The sequence below is a fragment of the Bacillus cereus G9842 genome (genome assembly GCF_000021305.1).
Lineage (GTDB): Bacteria > Bacillota > Bacilli > Bacillales > Bacillaceae_G > Bacillus_A > Bacillus_A thuringiensis_S.
On record NC_011772.1, the window covers coordinates 1,000,018 to 1,015,926 of the forward strand.

The following is a 15,909-nucleotide window of genomic DNA, read 5'->3' on the forward strand; positions in this document are numbered from 1 at the left end:
CGAGAATATTTTCATTCTCGATGATGATTAGTTTTCAGCGATGTTAATTTTAATAAAATGAAACTTTTGAAAGATAGAAAGGATCGTTATTTGTGAAACAAGTAAAGTTTATACATGCGGCTGATTTGCATTTGGATAGTCCGTTTAAAGGAATGGAGATGAATGTTGCGCAGTCTGTTTGGGAGAGAATGAAGCAAAGTACGTTTGAATCATTTGAGCGTATTGTTGATAAAGCGATTCAAGAGCGCGTTGATTTCGTATTACTAGCTGGGGATTTGTATGATGCGGAGACGAGAAGTTTGAGGGCGCAAGTGTTTGTGCGTGAGCAAATGAAGAGACTTTCGCAGTACGATATCCCTGTTTTTATTATTCACGGTAACCATGATCATTTAGGAGGAAGCTGGGCAGCGATTGAGTTTCCGGAAAATGTTCATGTGTTTACGGAGCCTTACGTAGAAGAGAAATCATTTTATAAAAATGGTGAGCTATTAGCTTCTATTTATGGGTTTAGTTATTTGCAGCAAGCGGTAACGGATAATATGACAGCGCAGTATACGAAAATGAGTGATGCGCCTTTTCATATTGGCATGCTTCACGGAAGTGTGGAAGGAGATGCAGAGCATAATCGCTATGCACCGTTTCAAATTCGTGAGTTGAAAGAAAAACAGTTTGATTATTGGGCTCTTGGCCATATACATAAACGTGAAATTTTATCAGAAGAGCCATACATTATTTATCCAGGGAACATACAAGGTCGTCATCGTAAGGAAACAGGTGAGAAGGGTGCGTACCTTATTGAACTTACGAAACAAGGAACGCACTGTTCATTTTTCCATACGGCAGATGTTGTATGGGATGAGATCGAGGTTTGTATTGATGGACTTGAAACTGTTGATGAACTTATGACGAGCATGTCAACTGCGATGAATGATTGCCGAAGAGAAGAGGAAGGGACGCTTTTAACTGTCGTATTCATAGGGCAGGGCCCACTTTCTCCTTATTTGCGTGACGAAAAGCGTGTGGAAGAGATTTTTCACATTTTAGCATCTGGCGAAGAGCGAAAAGATTTCGTATATGTGATGAAGTGGAAAAATGAGACGGTTTCTTTTGCGGAAATCGAGCGTTTGAAAGAAGAAAATCATTTCGTCGGTAGTGTGCTAAAAGAGTTAGAAGCTTTCACCAATATGGACGGCGTGTTGCGCACCATTTGGACGTCTCCTGTAGCGCGTAATAGTATTGAATCTTTTACAGAAGAAGAGAAGAAAGAGATTCAAAAGGAAGCAGAAAATATTATTTTAGAGCAATTATTCCAGCAAGAGAGGGATAAAAAATGAGAATTGAAAAACTCCATATTTATGGGTACGGAAAATTAGAAAATGTGGAAATGGATCTTTCCTTACTGACGGTGTTATACGGTGAAAATGAAGCGGGGAAATCGACAATTCGCTCGTTTATGAAAAGTATTTTGTTCGGTTTTCCGACGAGAGGACAGCGCCGTTATGAGCCAAAAGAAGGTGGGAAGTATGGCGGAGCGATGACTGTACAAACAGAGAAGTACGGTCGTTTGAAAATTGAACGATTGCCAAAGACGGCATCTGGCGAGGTGACCGTTTATTTTGAAGACGGGAAAACGGGCGGCGAGGAAATTTTAAACGATATATTAAGCGGGATGAATGAAAGTTTATTTGAATCGATCTTTTCATTTGATATGCATGGTCTTCAAAATATTCATCAGCTCGGCGAAGCGGATATTGGCAATTATTTATTTTCGGCAAGTGCAGTCGGAAGCGATGCGCTATTACAGTTAGATAAAAAGCTAGAAAAAGAAATGGATCAACGCTTTAAACCGAGTGGGCGTAAACCGGAAATTAACGTGTCACTGCAAGAGATGAAGAAACTTGAAGAGAAGATGAAAGAGTGGCAAGGGAAAATTGGCACGTATGAAAAACAAGTCGAGCAATTAAAAGAAAGTGAAGAGAAACTTGCTTCTGTTCGTATGGAGAAAGAGAGTGCAGAAAAACGAAAGCAAGATTATGAAATATTAGCAGCGCTTGAGCCACTCGTTATTGAAAAGCGTGCGCATGAGAAAGTGTTAGAAAATGAGAGCGGGCAGTTTCCTGTAAACGGAATGGCGCGCTATGAAGCGATTAAGGCGAAGATGGAGCCGCTCCAATTACAAGTTGACTCGCTCCATAAAAAAATAGAGACGGTGCAATCGGAAATTGCCTCGATTCAAATAGATGAAGAGTTTTTACAAAAAGAAAGTTATGTAGAAGAACTTCGTATGCAACATATGTCTTACGAAAATGCACGCCAAGAAATGCGTGATATGACAGGAAGTATTGCGAATATAAAAGAAGAAATTGCAGAACTAGAACAACAAATTGGTGCTACTTTTGAAAAGGAAGCGGTTCTTGCGTTTGACATGAGTTTGGCAACGAAAGAATTAATTACGCAAACCGTACAAAAAGCGCGTGAATTAGAAACGCAAAAAGCACAGCTTGATGATCGTTTTAAAGTAGCGCAAGAGCAATTAGAAGAACAAGAAGAAAATATAAGACAGATTCAGAAACAAATGTTAGTTGATGAAGAGCGAGATACGTTAGTTGAGAAAGAGAAATCGTTCCAAGATGCGGCGTTTATCGGTATGGGCGCAGAGAGAATGAAGCGCAAGTATGAGGAAAAAGCAGGAGCAGCTATGCAAAAGAAAAAGCAGTGGCAAAGAGTTTGTCTTCTGTTACTTCTTATTAACACGCTTGTTTTATTCACGAGTTTATTTATTGATAACCGCCCGCTCTTATTTATTAGTGTTATTGTTTTTGTAGGGATTGTTCTTGCCCTTGTTTTATATAAAGATCCGTCAAGTGGATTACAAGAAGAGCTTCTTACTCTTCAGCAAAGTGCTGGCGGGAGACAAAGTGAAGAAGCGCTGTCTGTGCGCTATCAGTTAGAAAAAGATGAAGAGATTCGGAAGCTATTTGAGCGTGAGTCTTATAAATTGCAGCAAATGGAGCGAGCTTATGATAAAGTCGTTTCATCGTATGAGGAATGGGAGAGAGAAACGTTCCAGGCGGGAGAACAAGTAGATGCATATAAAACGCGCTATATGTTCCCAGAATTTTATACGTATGCACACATATTGCCAGCGTTTGAGCGTATTGAAAAAATGCAGCAATTATATCGGGAGTTAGAAAAAGAAGGCACGCGAAAATCTTCATTATATGAAATGATTTCGCATTTTGAACAGAAACTAGAAGCTGTTATCGGTAGTGCGGAGTATAGTAAGCTACACGGGGCACAAAGTCGTATGCAAAATGAGAAAGAGAAGCGCCAAACTTGTAAGCAGTTAAAAGAAAAACTGGCGGAATGGCAAGAAGAATATGAGTTTATGCAAGAACAATTGAAACAACTGTTAGTAGAACGAAATGCATTATGGAATATTGCAGAGACTACAGATGAAGAGATGTTTTTAGAAGCGGGTAAACTGGCGGAAAAACGTGAAGATGCTGAGAAACAAGTAGTGCGTTTATTACCGCAAATTGATCTGTTAGAACAGCGTTTAAAGAGTTTATCATTAGCTGAACATTACGAAGCTGACGGTTATGAAGAGAAATTAAAGAGAGAAATTACAGTCGTACAAAACTGTCTGGCGCAAGAGAAAGAATTGACAGAGCGCATCGCGAAACATCGTATGGAAATTGCGAATTTAGAAGAAGGTAGTACGTACGGCGATTTAATGCATGAGTGGGAAATGAAAAAAGCGCAAGTACGTGAACAAGTGAAGAAGTGGGCTGCTTATGCGGCCGCAAAGACAGTATTAACGAAAACGAAGCAATATTATCATGAAGTGCATCTGCCTCGTATTTTACAAAAATCAGAAGAGTATTTCGTCTATTTAACGGGCGGACGCTATAGTAAAATCTTTTCACCGTCAGAGGCGGAGCCGTTCGTTGTTGAACGTAACGACGGTATACGTTTTTACAGTCATGAACTAAGCCAAGCGACAGCGGAGCAGTTATATTTATCGCTGAGATTTGCACTTGCGAAAACATTTGAACATGATTACCCATTTATTATTGATGATAGTTTCGTGCACTTTGATGCGGTAAGGACGGATCGAACGATTGAACTAATAAAGGAAATCGCAAAAGATAGACAAGTCATCTTCTTTACATGTCATGCGCATTTACTCGCGTATTTTACAGAAAAACAGATTATAAAATTAACACATAAGCGTAAAGAAAATGAGTTGTAATATGCTATACTAAAAGTAACTGATTTGGTGGAGGAATTCGAATGAAAAAGAAAATTGCAGAATATGAAGTTGGTGAACAAGTCGATGTTTTCTTGTTAATTAAAACAGCGACAAAAGGTCTAGCAAGTAATGGAAAGCCATTTTTAACAGTAATCTTACAAGATCCAAGTGGAGATATTGAAGCGAAGCTATGGGACGTATCACCAGAAGTTGAGAAACAATATGTAGCAGAAACAATCGTTAAAGTAGCTGGTGATATTTTAAACTACAAAGGACGTATTCAATTACGTGTGAAACAAATCCGTGTTGCGAATGAAAATGAAGTAACAGATATCTCGGATTTCGTAGAAAAAGCACCAGTGAAAAAAGAAGATATGGTTGAGAAAATTACGCAATACATATTTGAAATGAGAAACCCGAACATTCAGCGTCTAACAAGACATTTATTAAATAAGCATCAAAATGAATTTTTAGAATATCCAGCAGCGACAAAGAATCATCATGAGTTCGTATCTGGACTAGCTTATCACGTTGTATCAATGCTAGATTTAGCGAAAGCTATTTCAAATCTATACCCATCATTAGATAAAGACTTACTATATGCAGGCGTTATTTTACATGACCTTGGTAAAGTAATTGAACTATCTGGTCCAATTTCTACAACGTATACGTTAGAAGGAAATTTACTAGGCCACATTTCTATCATGGTGAACGAAATTGGTAAAGCAGCAGATGAGCTGAACATCGATGCAGAAGAAGTATTAATTCTTCAACACATCGTCCTTTCTCACCACGGAAAAGCAGAATGGGGTAGCCCAAAACCACCGTTAGTAAAAGAAGCAGAAATTCTGCACTACATCGACAACTTAGATGCAAAAATGAACATGATGGACCGCGCATTAGGACGCACAAAACCAGGCGAATACACAGAGCGTGTCTTCGCACTTGATAATCGTTCGTTCTATAAACCGACGTTCCATAATTAAAAGTGTGAATAAAGTGGCCTCATTAAGTTCTAAAAGCTTAGTGAGGCTGTTTTCTTTATTAAAAATTAAATGAAATAGTTAAGAAGTACGCATGGGGGTAACGAAGAACGATTAAAACATATCTCACCACTAGAATAGGAGCATATCAACTTTAATATGGCAGATACTTAGAATCGCTTCAGCCTGTATAACAGGCCTAAAAATAAGAGTTGAAACTTGTTTAGCATCTATTTTTGTTAAAAGGTGGGAGAATTGTGCTATGATGTGAGCAAATATAAAACTATCTAAAGGAGGGATTCACATGCCGCATGTTGTGTTTCGTGGAATTACTACTGAACAATTAAAACACATAAGCAAGCCATTAGTAGAAGAGCTCGCAGAGATTTGTGAGTGTGGTACGAATAATTTTACGTTGGAACTACCAAGTTCTACGTTTGTATTCAATGGAGAAGAAATAGAAGCGTTTCCTCTTATTGAAGTGAAATGGTTCGAGCGTGGACAGGAAATTCGTGATCGATTTGCCAAGGCCATTACTACATATGTAATGGATTTTGGACTTCCAGAAGTAGAGGTTGTATTTACGGTTTTCACAGAATCAGCGTATTATATTAACGGGAAGCATTGTGCAAGTTAGAGCTATTATAAATGTTTTTGTAACATTTATCCCGCATTAACGGGCAGTAAGACCCCCACCTCAAAATTCAGCGGAAGCAAAGAAGTTAGGTGGGGGATCAACTGTCCGTAAAAGCCCGATTGGTTCAACTAATAATCAGTGGGGGATGAACAAAACCCCCACTGATTAAAGTTTCACTTTATAAGGGATAGAACCACATCGCTATCAAGCTAACTAGACAAAATATCCTCTAAAAAGAGAAAGGCGTTATTCTTTCTGAGAAATCATAGGAAAGGATAACGCCTTTATATCAATTTTAATATAATCGATTCACTTCTTTATAAAAAGTTTGGTTATTTTATTGAAGCTTATTCCACAAACACACCCGTTTGTTCACTTTTTTACTGTTTGAAAGCCATACTTTTTATATTGATTCATTTATTGGAAAAACAGAAAGTTTTAAACTCTCTCTATTACATATTTATTTTTGGAAAAATAGCCTAACTCCAAATACTAATAATACTGTGCCAGTAATACCCTCTATTGTACGGCTCACCTTTTCTTTTCTTAAAAAAGTTCTTAATTGACGTATTAGAGAGATATAAAGTAAATACCATATTGCTGTCAAAGTCGTAAATGTGAATCCCAACAAAAGAAATTGGAAGAAATGACTTTGATTACTCACAATAAATTGGGGTAGAAAACTAAGGAAAAATACAGCCGTTTTTGGGTTTAAGATTGCCGTGGTAAATCCTTGTCTAAAACTTTTAACCGTTCCAATATCCTTAGAGTTTATTTCCACTGAACCTGACATATCTTCTTTTTTAGAAAAGGCACTTTTAATTGACTTTACAGCTAAATAAATTAAATAAAATGCCCCAGCATATTTTATTAATGTAAATAGCATAGCAAATTTCATTAAGATAGCAGAGAGTCCTAGTGTAGCCATTATTGTATGAATCATCATTCCAGATACCGTTCCTAAGACGGTCTTTATCCCACCATTTCTACCATGAGAGATAGTGTTTTTTGTAACTAAAGCAAAACCGGGACCAGGCATCATTATAATAAGGAGTGCTGTAAGGATAAATAGCATATAATTTTCCATGTTCTGGTATTTCCTTTCTGATTTTTAGTTTCGCTTATAGTATAGCTTTTTTCCTTAAAACATTAAATATAAAAAGTGTGATCAGGATAGTATCATAAACTTTCAAGGAGTTGTAATTGAATTATAGAGGGCTTCACTTGAATAATGTTCTTCTGTAAATGAGCGTTTTAATAGAATGTCAATTACGTAAATAATCAGATTTTACACCCTATATGTTATTTAACAAAAAAATCTCGAATTCGAGATTTTTCTCTTGCTTTTCAATCACTTGAGGTGTAAAGTGATAGTGACGAAAGCGATTGAGTCATATGAAAAACATACACTCAGTTGTTTTCGATTAAAAAACAAAGTAACTTATACAGTAAAAACTAAGATGAATTTACAAAAACATAATTAAGAATAAATTGAAAAGCTAAAAACCATATTAGTTGTGGGAAATGTTATTTTTTTAGTTATCACTTGACTAGTAAAACGAAACGGAGGAATAACCAATGTATGAAATTAAAGGGCATCATCACATTTCAATGGTTACGAAAAATGCAAATGAAAATAATCACTTTTATAAAAACGTGCTTGGCTTACGTCGTGTGAAAATGACAGTAAACCAAGATGATCCGTCAATGTACCACCTATTTTATGGGGATAAAACAGGAAGTCCAGGTAAGGAATTATCATTTTTTGAAATTCCTTTAGTAGGAAGAACATATCGTGGTACGAATGCGATTACTCGAATTGGATTGCTCGTTCCTTCAGAGGATAGCTTACATTACTGGAAAGAACGATTTGAGAAATTTGATGTGAAACATAGTGAAATAACAACATATGCAAATCGTCCTGCTTTGCAATTTGAGGATGCTGAAGGTCTTCGCTTAGTATTACTCGTTTCAAACGGAGAAAAAGTAGAGCACTGGGAAGCTTGGGAGAAATCAGAAGTTCCTGCAGAGCATCAAATTCAAGGAATGGGTTCTGTGGAAATGACAGTTCGTAGACTTGATAAAATGTCGAGTACACTTACAGAGATGTTTGGTTATACAGAGGTTAGCCGAAATGATCAAGAAGCAATTTTCCAGTCCATTAAAGGAGAGGCTTTTGGAGAAATCGTTGTGAAATATTTAGATGGTCCTACTGAAAAACCGGGCCGCGGTAGCATTCACCATTTAGCAATTCGCGTGAAAAACGATGCAGAGCTTGCTTATTGGGAAGAACAGGTGAAACAAAGAGGCTTCCATTCTTCAGGAATCATCGACCGTTTCTACTTTAAAAGCTTATATTTCCGTGAATCAAACGGAATCCTTTTTGAAATTGCGACAGATGGACCAGGATTTACAGTTGATGGAGATGTGGAACATTTAGGAGAAAAACTTGATTTACCACCGTTCTTAGAAGATCAGCGTGCAGAGATTGAAGCGAATTTAGCACCTATTGAAGAGAAGTAATAGGAGAGAAAATATAAATTAAAAAACATTGGAGGAATATAAAATGAACCAATTAAAAGGAATTCACCACGTTACAGCGATTACAAGTAGTGCAGAAAAGAACTATGAGTTTTTCACTCACGTTTTAGGAATGCGTTTAGTTAAGAAAACAGTAAACCAAGATGACATTCAAACGTATCATTTATTCTTTGCAGATGATAAAGGTAGTGCAGGAACAGATATGACATTCTTTGATTTCCCAGGTGTTCCGAAAGGCGTACACGGTACAAATGAAATTTCAAAAACTTCATTCCGTGTTCCGACTGATGCAGCATTAGAGTATTGGGTGAAACGCTTTGACCGTCTTGAAGTAGAACATACAGGAATTAAAGAGCAATTTGGTAAGAAAACTCTTTCTTTCGTTGACTTTGATGACCAACAATATCAATTAATCTCAGATGAACTTGATAAAGGAATCGAATCAGGTACACCGTGGCAAAACGGGCCAGTACCATTAGAATATGCAATCACTGGTTTAGGACCTGTATTTATCCGTATTGCAAACTTTAGCTTCTTCAAAGAAGTGTTAGAAAAAGTTCTATTATTTAAAGAGGTTGCGCAAGAAGGGGAATTCTATTTATTTGAAGTGAACAAAGGCGGAAACGGTGCATCTGTTATTGTAGAACATAATACAGTTCTTCCTGAAGCACAACAAGGTTTTGGTACAGTGCACCATGCGGCATTCCGCGTAGAAGATCGCGCTGTATTAGAAGAATGGATTGAGAGAATCAGTAGCGTTGGACTTCCTTCATCTGGTTATGTAGACCGTCATTTCTTTGAATCATTATACGCAAGAGTTGCACCACAAATCTTATTTGAATTTGCAACAGACGGCCCAGGGTTTATGGGAGATGAGCCATACGAAACACTTGGCGAAAAATTATCTTTACCTCCATTCCTAGAGCCAAAACGTGAAGAAATTGAAAAATTAGTTCGTCCAATTGATACAGTGAGAAGTACGAAGGAATTCATTAAAGAGTAAAAATAGAGATAGTAAGTAGGAGAGCAAGTAGTTTTAGCGGAGTGCTGGAACTGCTTGCTTTTTTATTTATTCTAGTGAGTTTTCTGATAATTGTTTCTCAAGTTATCAAAAAGGAAAAGTTTGGTATAATTAATTAAAACATTAAATTTTCTGATAATTATTTTTCAATACATAGAAAAGGAGTGGTAATATACAATTTTGATAATTGTATAAAAATCCTAATTTTGGAGAAAAGGGGATGCGAGTTTATGGGAGCAGATGTAGTAACGCGGGAGCAAATGAGACACTTATTGGATGATTGGTATCATTCAATGTTAAAACAAGATGTGGTTAAAGCGAAAGTACTAAATGAGGAAATAGAGTCCAAGGTTATTTATATTAAAGAAGATCAGTATGCGGCATTTTATCACGCATTATTAAAATTCCGTTATCATGTGCTAATTGATAGTTTGAGTATTACAGAGAATAGTTTTGATGAAATTAATACCTTTATAATTCCTGATGACGCACTTTTAACACATTATTATCACTTATTTAAAGGTATTCATGCAATGTATATATCAAATTACATTGAGTCACAAAATCACTTTGAAGAGGCTGGGAAATTAATTAAATATATAACATCTTCGTTGGAACATGCTGAATTCAATTATAGATTTGCATATTTGTCTTATCAAACGTATAAACCATTGATGGCGATTGATCAAATACGTTTAGCAAAAGATGAATATGAAAAACATCCTGGCTATGAAGTTTGTATTGCTTTGTGTGAGAATATTTTTGCAATGGCTTGTATTGATTTAAAGCAATATGAACAAGCCGAAGAGAAGTTGAATTTGGCATTAGATGTATTTCAAAAGATAGATAATGAAAGATTTATTACAATGGTTCGTCATAATTTAGCATGGTTATATGCAAGTCAAAACCTTTCGAGTTTAGCAATTCGACATTTAGTAGAAGTAATAAAAAGTAATCCCAAACATTTCAAAGCAATGTTTGTATTAGCACGTGAATATTACAAAATTGGAAAAATCGATACTGCCGCTGAATTAATTGAAAAAGGATTAGATATATGTAATAAGATACAAAATAAAGAATTTCAGCACCGTTTTGTAATTTTAAAGGAAATGAATCAAAAGACGTCTAGTGTATTATTAGAATCCACTATTTTAAATGGGATTTTATATTTTGAGAAAGAAGGTTTGTTGGATTGTATTCAAGAATATACTGAGATTTTAGCTATGCAATTTTATAAAGAAGAAAACCATGTAAAGGCAAGTAAATATTTTTATATAAATAATCAAGCACAGAAAAAACATTTAGAAAAAGGGGCGTTGAAATAATGAAAAAAGTAGGCGTAATAGCAAAAGGATTAATTTTTGTAGGGATTCTTTCATTGGGACTTAATTTTTCTTCTACTACACAGCAAGCAGTTAATATTGGTGACGGAGGAGCACCAGCAAGACCAGACTACGTTAACATTGGCGACACAGGAGGAGCACCAGCAGATAATAGGGGCGACGGCGGAGTAAGCCAACTATAATAACAAAGAAAGGGACTTCAACATGGAGTCCCTTTTTCTATTTTCAGGCCATGTAGAGAAAAGAATTGACTTACTTTAAATATGTAACTATAATAGTTACAGAATAACCATTAGTAATAGAAGTGAGTTATATTTTTTTAGTATAATTGTAACTGTTTTAGTTACAATTAAAAGGATAACATAAAACAACCAAATAATGTAAAAACTTTAAATAGCAACTCAAGAAAGGAGACGGGAATTTTGAAACGGTTTAAATTTTATTTCATTAGCGGTATTGTGCTCGTTTTGTTAATCGTATGTAACTTCGTTGATAAGCCGATTGCGAAGGTTGAAGAAGTGAAAGATACTGTTATGATGAAGCTGAATACGAAAGAGAGTATGGCGCAAATTGATGGGCAGACGATTTATTTTAAGCAAATTGGTGAGGGAAAACCGCCGTTACTCATGTTGCATGGGTTTGGTGGTTCTTCTGATGGGTTTAGTGATATTTATCCGGAACTAGCGCGAGACCATACGATTATTGCGGTTGATATTTTAGGGTTTGGGCGTTCTTCTAAACCTATTGATTTTCAGTATTCGTTTCCTGCGCAAGTGAATTTATATTATAAGTTAATGAAGAAGCTCGGATACGATCAGTTTGCGGTGCTCGGCCATTCAATGGGCGGAGAGATGTCCCTTAATTTAGCGTATTTATATCCGGATGCAGTGACGCATCTCATCTTGGCGGATTCCACAGGGATAGAGTCTTTCCAGCAAAAAGAAAGTTATGAAGTACCACCGCTATCGACGGACTTACAAACTGTAACTGAGATTGCGAAGTATAATAAAAATGAAGTGAAAAATAGTCGTGATGATAAAGAGCATTATGATCAGCTTACGAAAATGAGAGAGCGCCGCATTGCGATGGAAGCAGATAAAATTAAGGTACCGACTTTAATTTTATGGGGACGACATGATAAGAGTGTTTCTTGGAAAAATGGTGAACTGTATCATGGGCTATTTGCGAATAGTACGTTTCATATTATTGAAAAAGGATACCACGCACCGTTTCGTCAGGAACCAATTGAGTTTATGGAATATGTACAAGCATTTTTCGCGAAGCATCCACAATAAAAATTTTAAGCATAAATCCACTTCTTTCCTCATAAAGTGAAACTAATAAGGCTTGTCTAAGGAAAGGAATGAAGTGATTTGGAAACTTTACCATGGTGGGTGTATCTTGTAATTGTCGGGATTGTACTAAGTGGCTACATGGTTTTATATACTTCGAAAAAAGAGCAAGATATGGATAATGAGTTTATCGAAAAAGAAGGCGAAGTATATATGAAGCGTTTAGAAGAAGAGCGCGAGAAACGTAATCAGGATAGTGATAAAGATTCGGTATTGCTTTAATAAAAATTTTGAAAGGCTACCACCTAGTAGAACTTTACAACTAGGTGGTAGCCTTTTTCTTCTTGGGGATCAGGTTATATAAATTTAATATTACATGTATACGAGATTCATCAGAACTTTTATTGATGGTATTTATATATTTTTTTACTCATAAGAATGGAACTAGCGGGGGATTTTACTGGGGGGGATTAACAATGCATAGGGATGAAACATCATTACATCCTGATACAGGTGTTACATCTGTAATGTTTGTTGAGCGTTCATTAAATGAAATTCGTTTTTGGTCTAGAATCATGAAGGAGCATTCTTTTTTTCTTCGCTTAGGGTTTAGATGCGAGGATACTCAACTAATTGAAGAGGCTAATCAATTTTATCGATTGTTTGAACATATCGAACAAATAGCGCATTCCTATACAAATGAAACAGATCCTGAGCAAATAAAAAGATTTAATGCAGAAGTACAACAAGCCGCAACTAATATTTGGGGATTTAAAAGAAAAATTTTAGGATTAATTCTCACATGTAAATTGCCAGGACAAAATAACTTTCCACTGTTAGTTGACCATACAAGTAGGGAAGCTGACTATTTTAGAAAACGTTTAATACAATTAAATGAAGGGAAATTAGATGCCCTTCCTGATGCTATTATTAAAGAAAATGTTTTCTTTTTACGGATTATGGCAGACCATGCTAAATTTATTGGCCATCTTCTTGATCCATCGGAAAGAAAGCTTGTAGATACAGCACGGAATTTTAGCAATGATTTTGATGAATTGATGTATCAAGCAATTGACTTAGAATCTATGAAACCACAATCCCAAACAGTCCCACTTTTAGATCAATTTTTAGATCAAAATCGTGTGTCGGTTACATCTCTTCGGGATTTTAAGAAAACAGCACGTGATTTAATTGAGCAATGTAAAATAAAGAGTATCATTCATCCATTATTAGCAGACCATGTTTTCCGTGAAGCTGATAGATTTCTTGAAATCATTGATATGTATGATGTTCATCTTACAAATATTCAATCACAACCTAGATATTAGAAGATAAGGAAAGATACTATTTTTTCCTTAAGCCGAGAAGTTAACAATTTATTGTTAGCTTCTTTTCATTGTTGTTAAAATTTTCTTTTCGTTTAGTAAATTTCCTTTTAAAGACTATATAAATCCCTTTGATCGAATATGTGATTATTTGTAAAACAGTACATGTGGAAATATTATAAATATGTAAGAAGTATACGGATGTTAGATTCTAATAAATTATTCGAGGGAAATTTACTAATTAAGTATATTAACTTGTTTGCACTAAATTTTACAGGGTTTTTTATTAGTTTTAATTTAATTTCTTCATTATCTTTCCAGACGCTGTCCATACTAGTATAAGTTGAGAAATGAACAAAACGATAATGATAGGCAGTTGATGTAACTCCATAGTAACTGTAACCATCTAAAGCCCAATTCATACACTATGGTGGAGGATTTTCACCTAATAACCGGATGAAAAAGGGGTGTAATCATGAAGAAACGTACTGTTAATGAAGCGGGAGGGAATGTGCCACAACCAATCCGCAGCGACGGAGCAGGTGCGATTGATTCTGGACCTCGTAATGTTATGCGGGATATTCAAAATCCGAATATGCTTGTTCCGCCTATAACGGATGCAGGGTTAGTTCCTAACTTGAAGTTTTCATTCTCGGACACTTCTATGATTTTGAAACAAGGCGGGTGGTCTCGGGAGATTACTGCTCGGGAACTACCGGTTTCGACGACGATTGCGGGAGTGAATATGAGTTTAACGGCCGGTGGAGTACGAGAACTACATTGGCATAAAGAGGCAGAATGGGCGTATATGCTTTTAGGACGGGCGCGCATAACGGCTGTTGATCAAAATGGGCGTAATTTTATTGCTGATGTTGGACCAGGTGATCTTTGGTATTTTCCGCCTGGTATTCCGCATTCCATTCAAGGATTGGAACATTGTGAATTTCTACTTGTTTTCGATGATGGACATTTTTCTGATTTATCTACTTTAGCTATTTCTGATTGGTTTGCGCATACGCCAAAAGAAGTGTTGTCGGCTAATTTTGGAGTACCTGAGAGTGCTTTTCATTCTATCCCTTCAGGTCAAGTTTATATTTATCAAGGAGAGGTGCCAGGTTCGCTTGAAAGTCAGGAAGTTCAATCACCGAAAGGGGAAGTTCCTTTAACATTTAAACATGAACTGTTAAAACAAAAGCCAATTAAGACTCCTGGTGGTAGCGTTCGAATTGTAGATTCTACAAATTTCCCTATTTCAAAAACGATCGCAGCAGCGCTCGTTGAGGTTGAGCCTGGTGGAATGAGAGAACTTCATTGGCACCCGAATAATGATGAATGGCAATATTATTTGACAGGAGAAGCGAGAATGACTGTGTTTCTTGGAAATGGTACCGCTCGTACATTTGATTATAGAGCTGGTGATGTCGGATATGTACCGTTTGCGACGGGGCATTATATTCAAAATACAGGTACCGAAACATTATGGTTTTTAGAGATGTTCAGAAGCAATCGTTTTGAAGATGTATCGTTAAATCAATGGATGGCACTGACTCCTAAAGAAATAGTGGAGAGTAATATACATGTTGGCCCGCAAGTAATGGATTCCCTGCGTAAGGAGAAGTGGCCTGTTGTGAAATATCCGGGGTTTTCATATAGTCCGAAAAATGATGAGTAAAAATGAAAATTTGCGTTATTCTTTCTGGAGACTGATAAGAAGGGATGGCGTATTTTTTATGCCTAATCTAGTCTTTATCCCGCTATTTGCCGGGCTGTCTGTAAAAGCCCGATTGGTGAGGGCTGATTAAAGTTTCACTTTATTAGTATCCGCTCTTTGTATTATTGTTCGGGAAATTATTATTGGAGCATAGTATAGGGAAGATACATATAAAATAGCACTATTATAAGCTGTAACGCATAAGTTGCACAGGCGATGCAACGATAACTAGCTTTACTCTTCATCATTTATTTGAACATAATGGGCATAGAGAGGTGATAAACACAGTATGATTTTTAGTGAGCGTTTAAAAGAAGAAAGGGAAAAAAGAAATTGGTCGCAAAATGATTTGGCTGAAAAAATTCATGTAAGTAGGCAATCTGTTTCGAAATGGGAGACGGGAAAGAACTATCCGAGCATTGAAATTATTATTCATTTAAGTGATTTGTTCGATATTACGATTGATGAACTGCTAAGGAGTGATGAAGAATTGACGCAGAAAGTAATTGAAGATAGTAAGAAATTGGCATATCCAAAATGGAAGGTGTTTTTTGATAGTTTATTTATGATAGGGGTATTTTTACTTATTGCAAAAATCGTTGTATGGATGCTAAATAAATTTGCTGGAGCAAGTATTGCAATTGTAGCAGATGCGCCATATGTAATGAATCTTTTGCCCCTTGTATTCATGATTATAGGTGGTATAGGTTCTGATAAGTTGAAGAAAATATATAAATAGAGGAAAGATTTGAAAGAAATCCCCTACACTAGCTGTTCTTTTCACTTAAATTGTGTACTATA

14 protein-coding genes are annotated in these 15,909 nt (G+C 36.2%); 13 read left to right on the plus strand and 1 reads right to left on the minus strand.

Going from position 1 to position 15,909, the window contains the following annotated elements:
* The first annotated feature begins 92 nt into the window (after nt 1-92).
* The 4 genes from BCG9842_RS05010 (at nt 93) to BCG9842_RS05025 (ending at nt 5,875) form a co-directional block, all read left to right on the plus strand.
* On the plus strand, nt 93-1,334 hold the full coding sequence (locus BCG9842_RS05010; protein WP_000815702.1) for a metallophosphoesterase family protein: 1,242 nt from the start codon (nt 93-95) through the stop codon (nt 1,332-1,334).
* On the plus strand, nt 1,331-4,255 hold the full coding sequence (locus tag BCG9842_RS05015; RefSeq protein ID WP_001217609.1) for an ATP-binding protein: 2,925 nt from the start codon (nt 1,331-1,333) through the stop codon (nt 4,253-4,255). Before BCG9842_RS05010 ends, BCG9842_RS05015 begins: the two co-directional genes overlap by 4 nt.
* Before the next feature lie 41 nt (nt 4,256-4,296).
* Complete coding sequence (gene yhaM / locus BCG9842_RS05020) at nt 4,297-5,241, plus strand: 3'-5' exoribonuclease YhaM (RefSeq protein ID WP_000726650.1); 945 nt, start codon at nt 4,297-4,299, stop codon at nt 5,239-5,241.
* A 301-nt stretch (nt 5,242-5,542) separates the two neighbouring features.
* Nucleotides 5,543-5,875, plus strand: a complete 333-nt coding sequence (locus tag BCG9842_RS05025; protein ID WP_001120960.1) for a DUF1904 family protein — start codon at nt 5,543-5,545, stop codon at nt 5,873-5,875.
* A 460-nt stretch (nt 5,876-6,335) separates the two neighbouring features.
* On the opposite strand, the gene BCG9842_RS05030 is transcribed toward BCG9842_RS05025, so the two are convergent.
* Nucleotides 6,336-6,962, minus strand: coding sequence for a LysE family translocator (locus tag BCG9842_RS05030; RefSeq protein ID WP_000433007.1), 627 nt, complete (start codon nt 6,960-6,962; stop codon nt 6,336-6,338).
* Between the two features lie 491 nt (nt 6,963-7,453).
* On the opposite strand from BCG9842_RS05030, the gene BCG9842_RS05035 reads away from it, so the two are divergent.
* From BCG9842_RS05035 to BCG9842_RS05075, 9 genes are all read left to right on the plus strand, one after another.
* Nucleotides 7,454-8,398, plus strand: coding sequence for a ring-cleaving dioxygenase (locus BCG9842_RS05035; protein ID WP_000272953.1), 945 nt, complete (start codon nt 7,454-7,456; stop codon nt 8,396-8,398).
* 43 nt (nt 8,399-8,441) lie between these two features.
* A complete protein-coding gene (locus tag BCG9842_RS05040; RefSeq protein WP_001072580.1) occupies nt 8,442-9,419 on the plus strand; it encodes a ring-cleaving dioxygenase in 978 nt (325 codons plus the stop codon).
* A gap of 248 nt (nt 9,420-9,667) precedes the next feature.
* The gene (locus BCG9842_RS05045) at nt 9,668-10,762 is read left to right on the plus strand and encodes a response regulator aspartate phosphatase (RefSeq protein WP_000500598.1); all 1,095 of its coding nucleotides are present in this window, start codon (nt 9,668-9,670) and stop codon (nt 10,760-10,762) included.
* Nucleotides 10,762-10,962: a Phr family secreted Rap phosphatase inhibitor gene (locus BCG9842_RS05050; protein ID WP_000755466.1), complete on the plus strand. Its 201-nt coding sequence runs from the start codon at nt 10,762-10,764 to the stop codon at nt 10,960-10,962. The genes BCG9842_RS05045 and BCG9842_RS05050 overlap by 1 nt, the downstream gene beginning before the upstream one ends.
* Nucleotides 10,963-11,202: 240 nt before the next feature.
* Nucleotides 11,203-12,075 carry an alpha/beta fold hydrolase gene (locus BCG9842_RS05055; protein WP_000819462.1) on the plus strand — a complete coding sequence of 291 codons (873 nt, stop codon included), beginning with the start codon at nt 11,203-11,205 and terminating at the stop codon, nt 12,073-12,075.
* 78 nt (nt 12,076-12,153) lie between these two features.
* Nucleotides 12,154-12,354, plus strand: coding sequence for a sporulation YhaL family protein (locus BCG9842_RS05060; RefSeq protein ID WP_000449223.1), 201 nt, complete (start codon nt 12,154-12,156; stop codon nt 12,352-12,354).
* 194 nt (nt 12,355-12,548) lie between these two features.
* Nucleotides 12,549-13,400, plus strand: a complete 852-nt coding sequence (locus BCG9842_RS05065) for a DUF2935 domain-containing protein (RefSeq protein ID WP_000554483.1) — start codon at nt 12,549-12,551, stop codon at nt 13,398-13,400.
* 472 nt (nt 13,401-13,872) lie between these two features.
* Entirely contained in the window at nt 13,873-15,069 is a 1,197-nt protein-coding gene (locus tag BCG9842_RS05070) for an oxalate decarboxylase family bicupin (RefSeq protein WP_000747511.1), read from the plus strand.
* A gap of 328 nt (nt 15,070-15,397) precedes the next feature.
* On the plus strand, nt 15,398-15,847 hold the full coding sequence (locus BCG9842_RS05075) for a helix-turn-helix domain-containing protein (RefSeq protein ID WP_000577641.1): 450 nt from the start codon (nt 15,398-15,400) through the stop codon (nt 15,845-15,847).
* Nucleotides 15,848-15,909 lie beyond the last annotated feature (62 nt).